We start from the raw sequence: 13,451 nt of genomic DNA on the forward strand, positions 1-13,451 counted from the left end.
CGCGTCGGCGGGTCCGCGCGCCCGGGCGCACCGGGAGCGCGGCAGGGTCACAGGCCCGCGACGGCCGCGTCCTCCTGGGCCTGCAGGTGGGCGCGGGCGTGCGGCGGGCGGAGCATGTCCCCCACCACGGCATCCGCGGGGTCCGAACCGAGCGCCACGATCCTGTTGTGCTCGTCCACGTGTACCACGTGGGGTTCGTAGTTCTGCGCCTCGGCGGTGTCCATGAGACCGTACGCGATCAGGATTACCAGGTCACCCGGGTGCACCAGGTGCGCCGCGGCGCCGTTGATGCCCACGACGCCGCTACCGCGCTCGCCCGCGATCGTGTACGTCTCGAGCCGCGCACCGTTGGTGACGTCCACGATCGCCACGAGCTCGCCGGGCAGGATGTTCGCGGCGTCCAGCAGATCCTGGTCCACCGTCACGGACCCCACGTAATGCAGGTCCGCCTGGGTCACGGTGGCCCGGTGGATCTTCCCGGTGAACATGGTGCGCAGCATGATCGCTCCTGATGCGATGGGTGGTGTGGTTCGCGGTCCAGACCCGCCGGCCGCCCGCCGTGAGGGCCGGGGCGGTGTTCGGGGCGGGTCCTCGGCGCGAAACGCCCCGGAACCAGATGGGTCCCGGGGCGTTTCACGATTCGTGCGGAGCGGCTGACGGGAATCGAACCCGCGTATCAGGCTTGGGAAGCGTGCGCTCTACCATTGAGCTACAGCCGCATCGTTCGTGCGGGACCGTGTGGTCCACGTTTGAACGCCCACCACTCTACAACACGTTTCGGTGCGTGGTTGTTCCGAGGCGTCGTGACCGGGGAGCGGGCGGGGCCGTGGGCTACCGTGGACACGTGCTCATCTCAGATCGCGACATCCGCCGCCACCTGGATTCCGGGCGCGTGCACCTGGAACCGCACGATCCCGCGATGGTCCAACCCGCGAGCGTGGACGTGCGCCTGGACCGCTGGTTCCGGCTGTTCGATAACCACAAGTACGCGCACATCGACCCCTCCCAGGAGCAGCCCGATCTCACGCGGCTCGTGGAGGTGGCCCCGGACGAGCCGTTCGTGCTGCACCCGGGGGAATTCGTGCTGGGGGCCACGTACGAGAAGGTCACCCTGCCGGACGACGTCGCGGCGCGCCTCGAGGGCAAGTCCTCCCTGGGACGGCTGGGCCTGCTCACGCACTCGACCGCCGGGTTCATCGACCCGGGGTTCAGCGGGCACGTGACGCTCGAGCTGTCCAACATGGCCACGCTGCCCATCAAACTGTGGCCAGGTTCCAAGGTGGGGCAGTTGTGCTTCTTCCAGCTCTCCTCCGCGACCGAGCACCCGTACGGCAGCGGCGCCTACGGTAACCGCTACCAGGGCCAGCGGGGCCCCACCGCGTCGCGCAGCCACCTGAACTTCCACCGCACGATCATCGAGTGAGTTCGCGCATGGAGTGAGCCTGCGCGTGGGTGCGGCTCACACGCGGGCCGTGGTGAACCCCTCGGGAGGGCGGGGCGTGAGCAACAACAGCACGAGTCCCCCGGCCACGACCACCAGGATCCCCAGGATGCCCCAGATCTGGGCGCCCATCAGGGTCACGAACACCCCGAACAACCCGGGGGCCATGAAGCTCACCGCGCGGCCCGTGGTGGTGTACAGACCGTAGATCTCCCCGTCACGGCCCGGGGGGATGAGCCGTCCCAGGTACGTGCGCGACGCCGCCTGTGCGGGTCCCACGAACAGGCACAGTGCCAGCCCGCACACCCAGAACGCGATCTTGCCGTGCCAAAACAGCAGGGCCGTTCCCGCTACGAGCACACCCACGAGGGACGCGGTGATCACCGCGCGCGGGCCCACGGCGTCGTCGAGGGCGCCGCCCACGAACGCACCCAGCGCCGCGATGAGATTGGCCGCAACCGCGAACATGACGACCTCGGTGAGCGAGAACCCGAAGCTACCCGCGGCCAGGACCCCGCCGAATGTGAAGACCCCGGCCAGTCCGTCCCGGTAGACCGCGGAACTGAGCAGGAAGACGACCGTGGCACGCGAGACCCGCCACAGGGCCGCGATGGTGCGGAAGAGCTCGACGTAAGCGCCCAGGATGCCGCGGTGGCGAGGCTGTGCGGGGACCGCAGCGGCGTCGTTGATGGATGCTCTGAACGGCATACTTCGCGCCTTGAGCATGAGGGGCAGGCAGAACACGAGAATCCATGCCGCGCTGAACAGTGCCACGGCGCGGTAGTTGAGGGCGTCGTCGGTGGGGATGCCCAGGAACCCGGGTGTGACGAAACCGAACAGGACGAAAGCGAGGGCGAAGATCCCGCCCACGTACCCCGCGCCCCAGCCCCACCCGGAGACCTTACCCATGTGCTGGGGACCGGCCAGCGCGGGGAGCATGGCGTTGTAACTGACCGTGGCGAACTCCTGGGCCACGCTGCCCACGGCCACGAGCCCCACGCCCAGGAACAGGAAGGCGGGATCGGGTCGGGCGAGGAACGCGAGACCCGTGCACAGGACGAGCACCACGGTGTTGCCGGTGAGGAACGTGGCGCGGGACCGCCGGGAATCGCTGCGCTGGCCGATCAGCGGCGCCGTCAACGCGATCGCGAAACCCGCAACGGTCATGGCAACGCTCAGCACCGTGGACGTGTACTCGCTCGACCCGAACGCCGGGCTCGTGAGGTACACGGTGAACACGAACGTGAGCATCACGGCGTTGTACGCGGACGTGCCGGTGTCCCACAGGCACCACATGAGCACGCGGGCGCGCGAACTGTCCTCGCCAGGGCGTGGGGCGCGCGGGGGACGTCCAGGGGCCGCCGTGGACGGGTGCTGACCGGTCATGGGCTCACCCTACGGGCCCTGTGCCCTCCCGCCCAGGGCCCGGCGCACCTGGGCAGTGGGGGCGCCGCGGCGAGGGGCCCGTGACGTGCGGCGAAACGGGCAGTCACCCTGCTTTGTTATGCTGGGGAACCCGAAACTGACACCCCATTTCCGCCCGGATCCCCGTGGGCCCATTCACAGGTACTCGTGGGTAATCCGTGGCTCGAGAGGTAAGGTCCTATGATCGCGGTGCTGCTTGTCCACGGGCTCGCGGCCCTGTGTGCACCCGCGATCCTCAAGCGCACCGGACGCTCCGGCTTCTACCTCGTGGCTCTCGTCCCGCTCGCGAGTCTGATCTGGCTTTTCACCCAGACATCCCGCGCCCACGCGGACGTGGACGGGTGGACCACCACCGTGGAATGGATCCCCCAGCTGGGGATCTCGCTGTCCTTTCGGATGGATTCCCTCGCGTACATGATGTGCCTGCTGGTGCTGGGCGTGGGAGCACTCGTCCTCGCGTACTGTGCGCGCTACTTCAAGTCGGACGCCCAGGGCATCGGCCCGTTCGCCGCTCAGCTCGTGGCCTTCGCGGGCGCCATGTTCGGTCTGGTCACCGCGGACGACCTCATGGTGCTGTTCGTGTTCTGGGAGATCACCTCGGTGCTCTCCTTCCTGTTGATCTCCTATTCGCGCACCAAGCTCGCCGCGCGTCGAGCGGCCCTGCAGGCGCTCATCATCACCACCGCGGGCGGTCTGGCAATGCTCGTGGGCCTGGTGATGCTCGGCAACGCCGCCGGGACCTTCCGGATCTCCCGGGTCCTGGAGGCGGCCCCCGAGCTCCTGGGCTCCACCACGGTGGACGTGGCGCTCGTGCTGATCCTGGCCGGCGCAGTCTCCAAGTCCGCGCTGTTCCCCACCCACTTCTGGCTGCCCGCCGCCATGGCGGCGCCCACCCCGGTCTCCGCCTACCTGCACGCCGCGGCCATGGTTAAGGCCGGGATCTACCTCGTGGCGCGGCTCGCTCCCGGGTTCGTGGACACCCAGTGGTGGCTGCCCGTCACCCTGACCCTGGGCCTGGGCACCATGATCTTCGGCGGCTGGGTCGCGCTGCGCCAGTTCGACCTCAAGCTGATCCTCGCGTACGGCACGGTGAGCCAGTTGGGCTTCATCACCGCGGTCGTGGCGTTCGGCACCGCGGACACCGCGATGGCCGGCATGGGCATGGTCATCGCGCACGGTCTGTTCAAGGCCACCCTGTTCCTGAGCGTGGGCATCATCGACCACCAGGCCGGGACCCGTGACATCCGCAGGCTCTCCGGTGTGGGTCGGACGGCACCCATGCTGTTCGTGGTGGCCATGATCGGTGCGGCGTCCATGGCCGGGATCCCGCCGCTGCTCGGCTTCGTGACCAAGGAAGCCGTCCTCACCGCGTTCGTGGACCACGCCTCGGACCCGCTCGCCATGATCGCGCTCGTGTGCGTGGTGCTCGGCTCCATCCTCACCTTTGCGTACAGCGCGCGGTTCCTGTGGGGCGGCTTCGCGCGCAAGCCCGCGCAGTTCTCCGATCTCGACGCCGCCGAGGACGGTCAGTCGGTCATCGGCGAGTTCACCCCGGTGCCGTGGGCCTTCCTCGTGGCGCCTGCGGTGCTGGCCCTGCTCACGGTGGTGTTCGGCCTGTGGCCCGCTCCCGTGGAGGCCGGGATCGTGCGCTACCAGGAACAGTTCCCGGACGTCGCCGAATCCCACGTGCACCTGGTGCTGTGGCACGGGCTGACCCCGGCACTGGGACTTTCCGCGCTGATCATCGGTGTGGGCGCTCTGTTGTACGTCGCGCGTCGGCCCGTGGGCTCGTTTCAGGACCGGTTGCCGGAACTGCCCACCGGTGACTTCGTCTACCGCAAGATCATCAACGTGCTGGACATGGTCGCGGTGTGGCTCACCGGCCGGACCCAGCGTGGTTCGCTGATGTTCTACCTGTCCGTGATTCTCGTAACCGCGATCGTGGTGCCGCTCGTGGCCCTGTTCTGGAACGAGACCCCGCCGCTCGCCGGGTTCCGCTACGCGGATTCCCCGGCCCAGCTGGTCACCGGGGTCGCCATGATCGTGGCGGCACTGCTCGTGCTCACCGCGGGCAAGCGGTTCCTGGCCGTCCTGCTGGTCTCGGTCACGGGCTACGGCCTTGCCCTGACCTTCGCCCTCCACGGCGCGCCGGACCTCGCCCTGACCCAGACGCTCGTGGAGACGATCTCCCTCGTGGCGTTCGTCCTGGCCCTGCGTTCCCTGCCCGGCCCGCTGTGGAACCGCCGGCCCACCGGGCACCGCGTGTTGCGCGCGGTCTTCGCCGTGGTGTTCGGACTGTTCATGATGGCGCTCGCGGTGTTTTCCATGTCCTCGCGGTCGGCGGAACGGATCTCCCTGGAACTGCCGCGGATGGCCTACGAGATGGGCGACGGCGCCAACGTGGTCAACGTCCTGCTCGTGGACATCCGCGCGTGGGACACCATGGGCGAGATCACCGTGCTCGCGGTGGCCGCCACGGGCATCGCGTCCCTGATCTTCGTCAAGGGACGCGGGGACCGCTTGCGCAGCGACCGTCACGAGCTGGACACCCAGCAGCTGAAGATCGTGCGTGGCGCGGACTCCGCAGCGCACTTCCCGCACGCGAACACCCAACAGCTCGAGGTCGCCCGCCGGTTCACCTCCCGCCCGGACGTGGACCCGTTCCTGCTCGCGGGGCGCACGCTCGCCCCGGAGCGGCGCTCGATCATCTTCGAGGTCGTGGCCCGGCTGCTGTTCCACACCTTCATGCTCGTGTCCTTCTACCTGCTCATCGCGGGGCACAACATCCCCGGTGGTGGCTTCGCCGGCGGCCTGATGGCCTCCCTCGCCCTGACCCTGCGCTACCTCGCGGGCGGACGCTTCGAGCTCGAGCGCGCGACCCCGGTCAACGCGGGCTGGATGCTCGGCGCGGGCCTGGCGATCGCCTCCCTGTACGCGATCGTCCCCGTGTTCTTCGGCGGGGCCGTGATGGAGAGCTACACGTTCGAGTGGGACATGCTCGTCTTCGGTCACGTCAAGTTCGTCACCGCCGTGATCTTCGACATCGGTGTCTACCTGATCGTGGTGGGCCTGGTACTGGACATCCTGCGCTCCCTGGGCGGGCGGATCGATGAACGGATCGAGCGTTCCGCCGTGGAGTCCCGGAAGAAGCGCGCGGGCCGCGGCGCCCGGATCCGCCTGACCCGTAACGGCCCCGAGGTCACCGCGCACAGGGCGGACGACCCTGACGCTCCCGAGGGCTCCTTGGTCTCCGGGGACGAGCCCCAGGAGGCACAGCGATGACCGTGAATCTCACACTCCTGGTAATCATGGGCGTGCTGTTCTCCGTGGGGGTCTACCTCCTGCTGGAACGCTCGCTCACCCGCGTACTGCTGGGCATCATGCTGCTCACCAACGGGGCCAACCTGCTGATCCTGCACACGAGCGGCACGCCCGGCATCGCGCCGTTGTACGACGCCGCCCGCGGCCCCTCGGAGTACTCGGACCCGCTGCCGCAGGCGCTCGTGCTCACCTCGATCGTGATCTCGCTCGCCACGACCGCCTTCATCCTCAGCATGATCTGGCGTTCGTGGATCCTGGCCCGCCGGGACGAGATCCAGGACGACCTCCAGGACCGCCGCGTGGCGCAGCAGTCCTCGTACGACGCCGAGGACGACGACGCCCTGCCGCAGGACACCTCCGAGTTCAACCACGCGGACGCCCGGTTCGCACCGTCGCGTCACAACGAGGAAGAGGCCGCCGAATCGCCTGGTCACTACAGGGCCGAGAAGTTCTCCGAGGCGCGAGGGAGGAGCCCGCATGACCACTGATCTGGCACAGTTCGCGCCGCTCGCGGTCCTGATCCCGTTCCTCGGCGCCGCCCTGAACTTCATCATCGTCCACCGCAACCGGCTGCAGCGCGGGGTGACCGTGGGCGCCATGGTGCTCACGCTGATCCTGAACGCGTTCATGCTCGCGAACGTATGGAACCAGGGTCCGCAGGTCGTGCACCTGGGGGACTGGGCCGCCCCGTACGGCATCGTGATGGTCGTGGACCAGTTGTCCGCGCTCATGCTCGTGGTCTCCGTGGTGGTGTCCCTCGCGGTGTTGATCTATGCGGTCAGCGAGGGTGTGGCCAGCGGGGACGACGAGGGCCCCATCTCCATCTTCTACCCCACGTTCCTGTTGCTGGTCGCGGGTGTGTCCCACGCGTTCCTCGCGGGTGACCTCTTCAACCTCTACGTGGGCTTCGAGATCCTGTTGACCGCCTCCTACGTCCTGCTCACCATGGGTGGCACGGCGCAGCGGATCCGCGCGGGCGTGACCTACGTGGTCGTCTCGGTGATCTCCTCGATCCTGTTCCTGATCTCCCTGGGGATGATCTACGGCGCCACCGCCACCGTGAACATGGCGGACCTGTCCGTGAAGCTCGCGGACCTGCCGCAGGGCACCCAGATGCAGTTGCACCTGATGCTGCTGATCGCGTTCGGTGTCAAGGCCGCGATCTTCCCGCTGTCCTTCTGGCTGCCCGACTCCTACCCGACCGCGTCCGCACCGGTGACCGCGGTGTTCGCGGGCCTGTTGACCAAGGTGGGCGTCTACTCGATCATCCGCACCGAGACCCTGTTGTTCCCCGGGACGCAGATCAAAGACCTGCTGATGTGGGTCGCGTTGCTGACCATGATCGTGGGCATCCTGGGCGCGCTCGCCCAGATCGACATCAAACGTATGCTCTCGTTCACGCTGATCAGTCACATCGGCTACATGATCTTTGGCATCGCACTGGGCACGCAGGCCGCCCTGGCCGCGGTGGTCTACTACATCGCGCATCACATCGTGATCCAGACCAGCCTGTTCCTGGTCGCCGGGCTGATCGAGCGCCGCGGTGGCTCCACCAACGTGGACCGCCTCGCCGGGATGCTCAAGATCTCTCCGCTGCTGGGGGTGCTGTACATGATCCCGGCCCTGAACCTGGGCGGCATCCCGCCGTTCTCGGGCTTCCTGGGCAAGGTGGCCCTCCTGGAGGCCGGTGTCGAGGCCGGGACGTGGCTGAGCTACCTACTCGTGGGCGTGTCCGTGTTCGTCTCGCTGCTCACGCTCATGGCCCTGATCCGCGTGTGGAACCGCGTGTTCCTGCGCAACGTGGACGACGCCGAGTACCCGGACCCCGTGCTGCGCGCCACCACCGCGGAGGGCCGCCGCCCCCGCACGTCCCGCGCGGTGGCGGGCAAGTCCGGCAGCCGCTTCTCCGGCCGGTCCCCCGTGGTGCTGCTGCCCGGGACCATGGTGGGCGCGACCACCGCGCTCGTGGCGGTGGGTGTGGCACTCACAGTCTTCGCCGGGCCGCTGTTCGATCTCGCGGACAACGCGTCCGAGAACCTGAACAATCCGGATCGATACGTCAATGCCGTGCTGGCCCCCGTGGGTCCCGGTGGTGTGAGCGAGGAGGGCCGATGAGTACGTCCCCGATGCAGCGACGCTCCCGGAACTCCTTGCGGGCCGAGCTGCCCCTGATCCTGTGGCTCGTGGTCGTGTGGGGTGCCCTGTGGGGTGACTGGAGCGTGGGCAACCTGGTCTTCGGGTTGATCCTCGCGGTGTTCGTGACCCGCACGCTCACGCTGCCCCCGGTGCGGTTGTCCGGGCGGTTCAACGTCCTGCATTTCGCGCTGTTCGTGGTCACATTCATCTGGCAGGTGGCCCGGGCCAGCATCCACGTGTTCGGTGTCGCGCTCATGCAGGGCCCCAAGGTGCACAACGCAGTGCTGCGGGTGAAGCTGCGGCAGAACAATGACCTGCTCATGACGGCCGTGGGTCACACCATGGCGCTGATCCCGGGCTCGCTCGTGGTGGAGGTGGATCGCGGCAACGGGATCCTGTACTTCCACGTGCTGGACGTCTCCACGCCGGAGGAAGCGGAGTCGTTCCGGGAGTCCGCGCTTAATATCGAGGCGGCGTGGATCAAGATCATGGGCTCCAAGAAGGACCTCGCGAGACTGGAGGCCTCGGGTGGCGCGGGTGGCGCGGACGCCTCCGGCGCCGTCGCGTCGCCGACCACCAAGATGAACAAGGCCCTGGACGGCCGTGGGGAGGAGCGGCCATGACCATGTTAGACGTCGCCGTGTGGGTGTGCGGTGCGATTCTCACCGTGGCGGCCGCGGGCACGATCTACCGGCTGGCCAAGGGCCCGTCCCTGTTGGACCGGGTGATCGCCACGGACGTGTTGCTCGCGATCGTGGGTGCGGGTCTCGCCATCGAGATGGTGTACAACCACCACTCCAGCAACATCATCCTGCTCGTGATCATCTCCCTGGTGGGCTTCCTGGGGTCTGTGACGGTCGCGCGCAATGTGGGGTTGGAGCGCTCATGAACTGGCACACCGTCCTGGACGTCATCGCGCTGCTGTGCCTCGTGGGGGGGTCCCTCATGTCCCTGGCCGCGGCGGTGGGTCTGGTGCGCTTCCCCGATCTGCTCTCGCGCATGCACGCCGGCACCAAACCCCAGGTCCTGGGGTTGCTCCTGCTGCTCACGGCCGTGGCGATCGAGAGCGGCAATCCCGGCATGATCCCGCTGATGATCCTCGCGTGGCTGTTCCAGCTGCTCACGGTGCCCGTGTCCGCGCACATGGTGGGCCGCGCCGCCTACCGCTCCAAGCACCTGAACCAGAAGAACCTCGTGGAGGACGAGCTGCGCGAGGTCGTCGCTCGCGTCGGCGAGGAAGAATCTCGCTGAGGACGTAATTCTCGGTGGGACCGGGTTCCTTCCGCCCCGTCGCGCCCGGCGCTTCGTATGCTGGGCAACGAGCACGACGTCGTCGGCCGCCCGGTGCCGTCGGCACCCACAAGACAAGGAGAACCTCATGAACAAGGTAATGGACATTTTCGGCACGGTGGCGTCCCTGGGTGGCGTGGCCCTGGCCAACAAGGGCCTGTCCGCGGTGTGGAAGCAGGTCACGGGCAACGAGCCCCCAGCCAAGAACCCGGACCCGGACGAGGCCTGGACCGACATCATCATCTGGGCCGTGATCACCGGTGTGGTGGGCACCGTCATCAAGGTGGGGATCTCCCGCCAGGTGGCCAAGTTCGAGTCCAAGGACTCCGATCCCTCCCGCAGCTCCCAGAGCGAGATCTGAGCCGGCGGGTCCCGCGCCCCCCTGTACGGGTGGGCCGGGGCCGCGTAGGACGTACGCACGACGGCGGGTGGCTGGGCACGCGAGATGCCCGGCCACCCGCCGTCGTGGGCTAGACTGGCGTCTCAACGACAGGGGAGCGCCACCGCGGCGCTGAGAGTGCGCGTGAGCGCAGACCCTCGAACCTGATCCGGCTCGTACCGGCGCTAGGGAGTCGAGTATCTCAAGGACCCGCTCGCAACGGCGGGTGGTGTTCTTCCCCTCCTGGGATCTTCAGGAGGATTCAGCATGACGCAGGTCGGTAACACCCCCACCCGTACACCTCGCGCAAGCGGCAACCGCAGCTCGTCGTGGCGGGTCGTGGACATCGTGGTCACCGCCGTATTGGCCGCGGTGTGCGCCGTGATCTTCTGGATGTGGTCCAACCTCCTGTACCCGGCGGTCTCGGCGGGCACGGTGGCCTACCCGCCGTCCGCGGGGCTCATCGCGGGGGGCTGGCTCGTGGCGGGTACCCTGGGCGCCCTGATCATCCGCAAACCGGGCGCGGCCCTGTTCTGCGAGTTGCTCGCGGCCGTGATCGAGGGCTTCCTGGGAACGCATTTCGGGTGGCTCGTGGTGCTCTCCGGTCTGGTGCAGGGCCTCGGTGTGGAGGTCGTGTTCCTCCTGACCCGTTACCGCCGGTTCGGTCCCGTGACCGCGGCGATCGGTGGGGCTGTATCCGGGCTGTTCCTGGGCGTGAGCGAGAACATCATGTACAACTTCGAGTGGGCCCTGGATCAGCAGGTCGTCTACGCGGCGCTGACCACGCTCTCCGGGGCCGTGATCGCAGGGTTGCTCATGTGGGCCGTGATGAAGGCCCTGCAGGCCACGGGTGTCCTCGGAGCACTGGCCTCCGGCGCCGTGCGCCGATGACCGCGGAACCGACCGTGCAGCTCACGGGCGCGCGGGTGGTCCTGGAGGGGTTCGGATGGCATCACCCCGGCCGCGAGACGCCCAGTCTGGTGGACCTGGACCTGATCATCGAGCCCGGCGAACGCGTCCTGCTCCTGGGCCCGTCCGGGGCGGGCAAGTCTACGCTCCTGCAGGCACTGGCCGGTGTGGACCAGGACCCTGACGGCCGTTCCGCATCGGGCGGGTTGAGCGTCGGGGGTGTCGACCCGCGCGACGCCCGCGGCACGGTGGGCTTCATGCACCAGGACCCCGAGACGCAGGTGGTCCTCTCGCGCGTGGGGGACGACGTCGCGTTCGGCCTCGAGAACCTCGCCGTCCCCCGCGAGCGGATCTGGCCGCGCGTGCGGGAAGCGCTCGCGCGCACGGGTCTGGAGCTCCCGCTCGACCACCCCACCACGGCACTGTCCGGGGGGCAGAAACAACGTCTCGCGCTCGCCGGGACCCTGGCCATGTGCCCGCGGCTGCTGTTGCTGGACGAACCCACGGCGAGCGTGGACCACGAGGGGGCGCAGCAGCTGTGCCGCGCCGTGGCCGATGCGGTGCGCGAGGACGGGACCACCCTTGTGGTCGTGGAGCACAGGGTGGCCCTGTGGGAACCGGTTGTGGACCGTGTGATCGTGCTGGGCGACGACGGTCGGGTGGCCTTCGACGGCCCCGCGCAGCAGACCCTGCAGGACGCCCGGGACCTGCTGCAGCACCAGGGTACGTGGGTCCCCGGCTGGGTGCCGCGCACTCGCACTCCCGTGCATGCCTCGAATGGTATGGATCCCGCGGTACGGCAGACGGCTGCCTCCGCGGCGCCACACGGCATCACGCCGCCCGCTGTGCCTACGGAGAATGCGCCGGCCGCGTCGCCCATGAGGGCTTCGGATGTCGCGGAGTCTGCGCAGGATACGGGTGGTTTCACCACCGTGCCCGCCGCCGCCGCACCGGGCACCACCTTGTTGAGCGCCCGCGATCTCGCCGTGTCCCGGAGCCAACCGGGACGGCGGGCGCTCGCGCGGCGGCGTCGTCGGGCGCTCGCCGCGTGGCGGCGCGGGGAAGCGTACCCGGAACCGGACGTGCGCACGGGGGCGGCGCCGGCGGCCGAGAACATCACCGTGGACGTCCGCGCGGGGCAGGCGCTGGCCGTCACAGGCGTCAACGGCGCGGGGAAGTCCACCCTCGCGCTGACCCTCGCCGGACTGCTGCTGCCCGTGCGCGGTACCGTGTGGGCCACGGACGCCCTCGCGACCGACGCGCCCGCTGATCCCTCCCTGTGGGACGGCGCGGAACTGGTCTCCCGCGTGGGCACCGTGTTCCAGCATCCCGAACACCAGTTCCTGCGCCCCACCGTGCGCGAGGAACTCGAGTTCGGTCCCCGGCAACGACGACGCCGCGTGGGCCGTCGCGATGCGCGCGTCACCGACGCGATGGCGGACGCGGACGACGCCCGGGTGGCCGAGCTGCTGCGACGGCTGCGCCTCGAGGAGCTCGCCGAGGCCAACCCGTTCACCCTGTCCGGCGGGCAGAAGCGGCGGCTGTCCGTGGGCACCGTCCTGGCGGCGTCCCCGCGCGTGCTGATCCTGGACGAACCCACGTTCGGTCAGGACGCCCGGACCTGGAAGGAGCTCGTGGACCTGTTGGTCGAGGAGCTGGACGGGGGTACGGCCGTGGTGGTCGTGACCCACGACCGGGATCTGGTCGCGGCCCTGGGTGCGCACGAGCTGAGGCTCGGCTCATGAGCACGGTCGCGAGCGTGCTGCCCGCCGTGGCCCGCGCGGGATTGCTCGCCCGGACGAATGCCGTGGTGAAACTGCTCGGGGCTCTCGTGATCACGGCGGTGCTCGTGGTCAGCGCGGACCCCGTGACGAGCGGCGTGGCGCTCGGGGGCCAACTGCTCCTGCTCGCTGCCGCCGGGATCGGTCCGTGGCGGCTGCTCACGACCCTATGGCCGATCGTGGTGGCCGCCCTGATCAGCGGGTGGGGGACCGCGGTGCTCTCCCCGGAGGGCGGTCCCGTCCTGCTACACCTGGGGTGGATCACGATCACCACGGGGTCGCTCGCGGCCGGTGGGGCGATCGCCCTGCGTGGTCTCGCGACCGCGCTGCCCGGGATCACCGTGCTGCTCACGACCGACCCCACGGACCTCGCGGACGGTCTCGCCCAAACCCTCAAGCTGCCGGCACGCTTCGTGCTCGCGGCGCTCGCAGCCCTGCGGCTCGTGGAGGTCATGGTCACCGAGTGGGGTGTGCTCGCGGCGGCCCGGCGCGCCCGCGGTGCGGGGGGAGCGCGGGGCCCGTGGGCCGCTCTCACCGAGTTCGCCGGTCTCGCGTTCACGTTGCTCGTGCAGTCCTTGCGCCGGGCCACGCGCCTGGCCATGACCATGGAGGCGCGCGGTTTCGGGGCGGGTCCGCGCACATGGGCGCGCGTGCCCCGTTTCGGCCGCGTGGACGTGGTCGTGGGGTGTGCCACCGTGCTCATCGCGGTCGCCGCGGTGACGCTGTCCCTGCTCACGGGGGCGCACCGCTTCATCTGGCAGTGATGCGC

At 69.2% G+C, this 13,451-nt stretch carries 13 protein-coding genes, 1 tRNA gene and 1 riboswitch; of the genes, 11 read left to right on the top strand and 3 right to left on the bottom strand.

The features are described 5' to 3' along the window. Nucleotides 1-47 precede the first annotated feature (47 nt). Nucleotides 48-500 (bottom strand): aspartate 1-decarboxylase, encoded by a 453-nt coding sequence (panD, locus tag RF650_RS04780; RefSeq protein WP_085106147.1) that lies wholly within the window; start codon nucleotides 498-500, stop codon nucleotides 48-50. Nucleotides 501-648: 148 nt separating this feature from the next. Beyond that, nucleotides 649-719, bottom strand: a tRNA-Gly gene (locus tag RF650_RS04785). Between the two features lie 125 nt (nucleotides 720-844). Here RF650_RS04785 and dcd point away from each other — a divergent pair. Continuing rightward, complete coding sequence (gene dcd / locus RF650_RS04790; protein ID WP_368814217.1) at nucleotides 845-1,423, top strand: dCTP deaminase; 579 nt, start codon at nucleotides 845-847, stop codon at nucleotides 1,421-1,423. Between the two features lie 36 nt (nucleotides 1,424-1,459). On the opposite strand, the gene RF650_RS04795 is transcribed toward dcd, so the two are convergent. After that, a complete protein-coding gene (locus RF650_RS04795) occupies nucleotides 1,460-2,827 on the bottom strand; it encodes an MFS transporter (protein WP_368814218.1) in 1,368 nt (455 codons plus the stop codon). Nucleotides 2,828-3,046: 219 nt separating this feature from the next. Here RF650_RS04795 and RF650_RS04800 point away from each other — a divergent pair, with 219 nt between their 5' ends. From RF650_RS04800 to RF650_RS04845, 10 genes are all read left to right on the top strand, one after another. Continuing rightward, nucleotides 3,047-6,148: a Na+/H+ antiporter subunit A gene (locus RF650_RS04800; protein ID WP_368814219.1), complete on the top strand. Its 3,102-nt coding sequence runs from the start codon at nucleotides 3,047-3,049 to the stop codon at nucleotides 6,146-6,148. After that, nucleotides 6,145-6,675 carry a Na(+)/H(+) antiporter subunit C gene (locus RF650_RS04805; RefSeq protein WP_368814220.1) on the top strand — a complete coding sequence of 177 codons (531 nt, stop codon included), beginning with the start codon at nucleotides 6,145-6,147 and terminating at the stop codon, nucleotides 6,673-6,675. Before RF650_RS04800 ends, RF650_RS04805 begins: the two co-directional genes overlap by 4 nt. Further along, on the top strand, nucleotides 6,665-8,302 hold the full coding sequence (locus tag RF650_RS04810; RefSeq protein WP_368814221.1) for a Na+/H+ antiporter subunit D: 1,638 nt from the start codon (nucleotides 6,665-6,667) through the stop codon (nucleotides 8,300-8,302). Before RF650_RS04805 ends, RF650_RS04810 begins: the two co-directional genes overlap by 11 nt. Continuing rightward, entirely contained in the window at nucleotides 8,299-8,946 is a 648-nt protein-coding gene (locus tag RF650_RS04815; RefSeq protein WP_368814222.1) for a Na+/H+ antiporter subunit E, read from the top strand. The genes RF650_RS04810 and RF650_RS04815 overlap by 4 nt, the downstream gene beginning before the upstream one ends. Further along, complete coding sequence (locus tag RF650_RS04820) at nucleotides 8,943-9,212, top strand: monovalent cation/H+ antiporter complex subunit F (RefSeq protein ID WP_094067063.1); 270 nt, start codon at nucleotides 8,943-8,945, stop codon at nucleotides 9,210-9,212. Before RF650_RS04815 ends, RF650_RS04820 begins: the two co-directional genes overlap by 4 nt. Next, the gene (gene mnhG, locus RF650_RS04825; protein ID WP_098053696.1) at nucleotides 9,209-9,574 is read left to right on the top strand and encodes a monovalent cation/H(+) antiporter subunit G; all 366 of its coding nucleotides are present in this window, start codon (nucleotides 9,209-9,211) and stop codon (nucleotides 9,572-9,574) included. Before RF650_RS04820 ends, mnhG begins: the two co-directional genes overlap by 4 nt. Before the next feature lie 127 nt (nucleotides 9,575-9,701). Then, nucleotides 9,702-9,974: a DUF4235 domain-containing protein gene (locus tag RF650_RS04830; RefSeq protein WP_098053697.1), complete on the top strand. Its 273-nt coding sequence runs from the start codon at nucleotides 9,702-9,704 to the stop codon at nucleotides 9,972-9,974. Between the two features lie 120 nt (nucleotides 9,975-10,094). Continuing rightward, nucleotides 10,095-10,201, top strand: a riboswitch (TPP riboswitch). Nucleotides 10,202-10,259: 58 nt separating this feature from the next. Then, nucleotides 10,260-10,883, top strand: a complete 624-nt coding sequence (locus RF650_RS04835) for an ECF transporter S component (protein ID WP_098053699.1) — start codon at nucleotides 10,260-10,262, stop codon at nucleotides 10,881-10,883. Further along, on the top strand, nucleotides 10,880-12,646 hold the full coding sequence (locus RF650_RS04840; protein WP_368814223.1) for an ABC transporter ATP-binding protein: 1,767 nt from the start codon (nucleotides 10,880-10,882) through the stop codon (nucleotides 12,644-12,646). Before RF650_RS04835 ends, RF650_RS04840 begins: the two co-directional genes overlap by 4 nt. Continuing rightward, nucleotides 12,643-13,446, top strand: a complete 804-nt coding sequence (locus RF650_RS04845; RefSeq protein WP_368814224.1) for an energy-coupling factor transporter transmembrane protein EcfT — start codon at nucleotides 12,643-12,645, stop codon at nucleotides 13,444-13,446. The genes RF650_RS04840 and RF650_RS04845 overlap by 4 nt, the downstream gene beginning before the upstream one ends. Nucleotides 13,447-13,451 lie beyond the last annotated feature (5 nt).

This window comes from Kocuria sp. CPCC 205297 (assembly GCF_040981035.1).
In the GTDB taxonomy this organism is placed as follows: Bacteria; Actinomycetota; Actinomycetes; order Actinomycetales; family Micrococcaceae; genus Kocuria; species Kocuria marina.

Coding starts and splice junctions, on each gene's coding strand:
- RF650_RS04810 (WP_368814221.1), top strand. CDS start 6,665: ATGACCACTGATCTGGCACAGTTCGCGCCGCTCGCGGTCCTGATCCCG.
- RF650_RS04845 (WP_368814224.1), top strand. CDS start 12,643: ATGAGCACGGTCGCGAGCGTGCTGCCCGCCGTGGCCCGCGCGGGATTG.
- RF650_RS04795 (WP_368814218.1), bottom strand. CDS start 2,827: ATGACCGGTCAGCACCCGTCCACGGCGGCCCCTGGACGTCCCCCGCGC.
- RF650_RS04800 (WP_368814219.1), top strand. CDS start 3,047: ATGATCGCGGTGCTGCTTGTCCACGGGCTCGCGGCCCTGTGTGCACCC.
- panD (WP_085106147.1), bottom strand. CDS start 500: ATGCTGCGCACCATGTTCACCGGGAAGATCCACCGGGCCACCGTGACC.
- RF650_RS04835 (WP_098053699.1), top strand. CDS start 10,260: ATGACGCAGGTCGGTAACACCCCCACCCGTACACCTCGCGCAAGCGGC.
- RF650_RS04815 (WP_368814222.1), top strand. CDS start 8,299: ATGAGTACGTCCCCGATGCAGCGACGCTCCCGGAACTCCTTGCGGGCC.
- RF650_RS04820 (WP_094067063.1), top strand. CDS start 8,943: ATGACCATGTTAGACGTCGCCGTGTGGGTGTGCGGTGCGATTCTCACC.
- RF650_RS04830 (WP_098053697.1), top strand. CDS start 9,702: ATGAACAAGGTAATGGACATTTTCGGCACGGTGGCGTCCCTGGGTGGC.
- RF650_RS04840 (WP_368814223.1), top strand. CDS start 10,880: ATGACCGCGGAACCGACCGTGCAGCTCACGGGCGCGCGGGTGGTCCTG.
- mnhG (WP_098053696.1), top strand. CDS start 9,209: ATGAACTGGCACACCGTCCTGGACGTCATCGCGCTGCTGTGCCTCGTG.
- RF650_RS04805 (WP_368814220.1), top strand. CDS start 6,145: ATGACCGTGAATCTCACACTCCTGGTAATCATGGGCGTGCTGTTCTCC.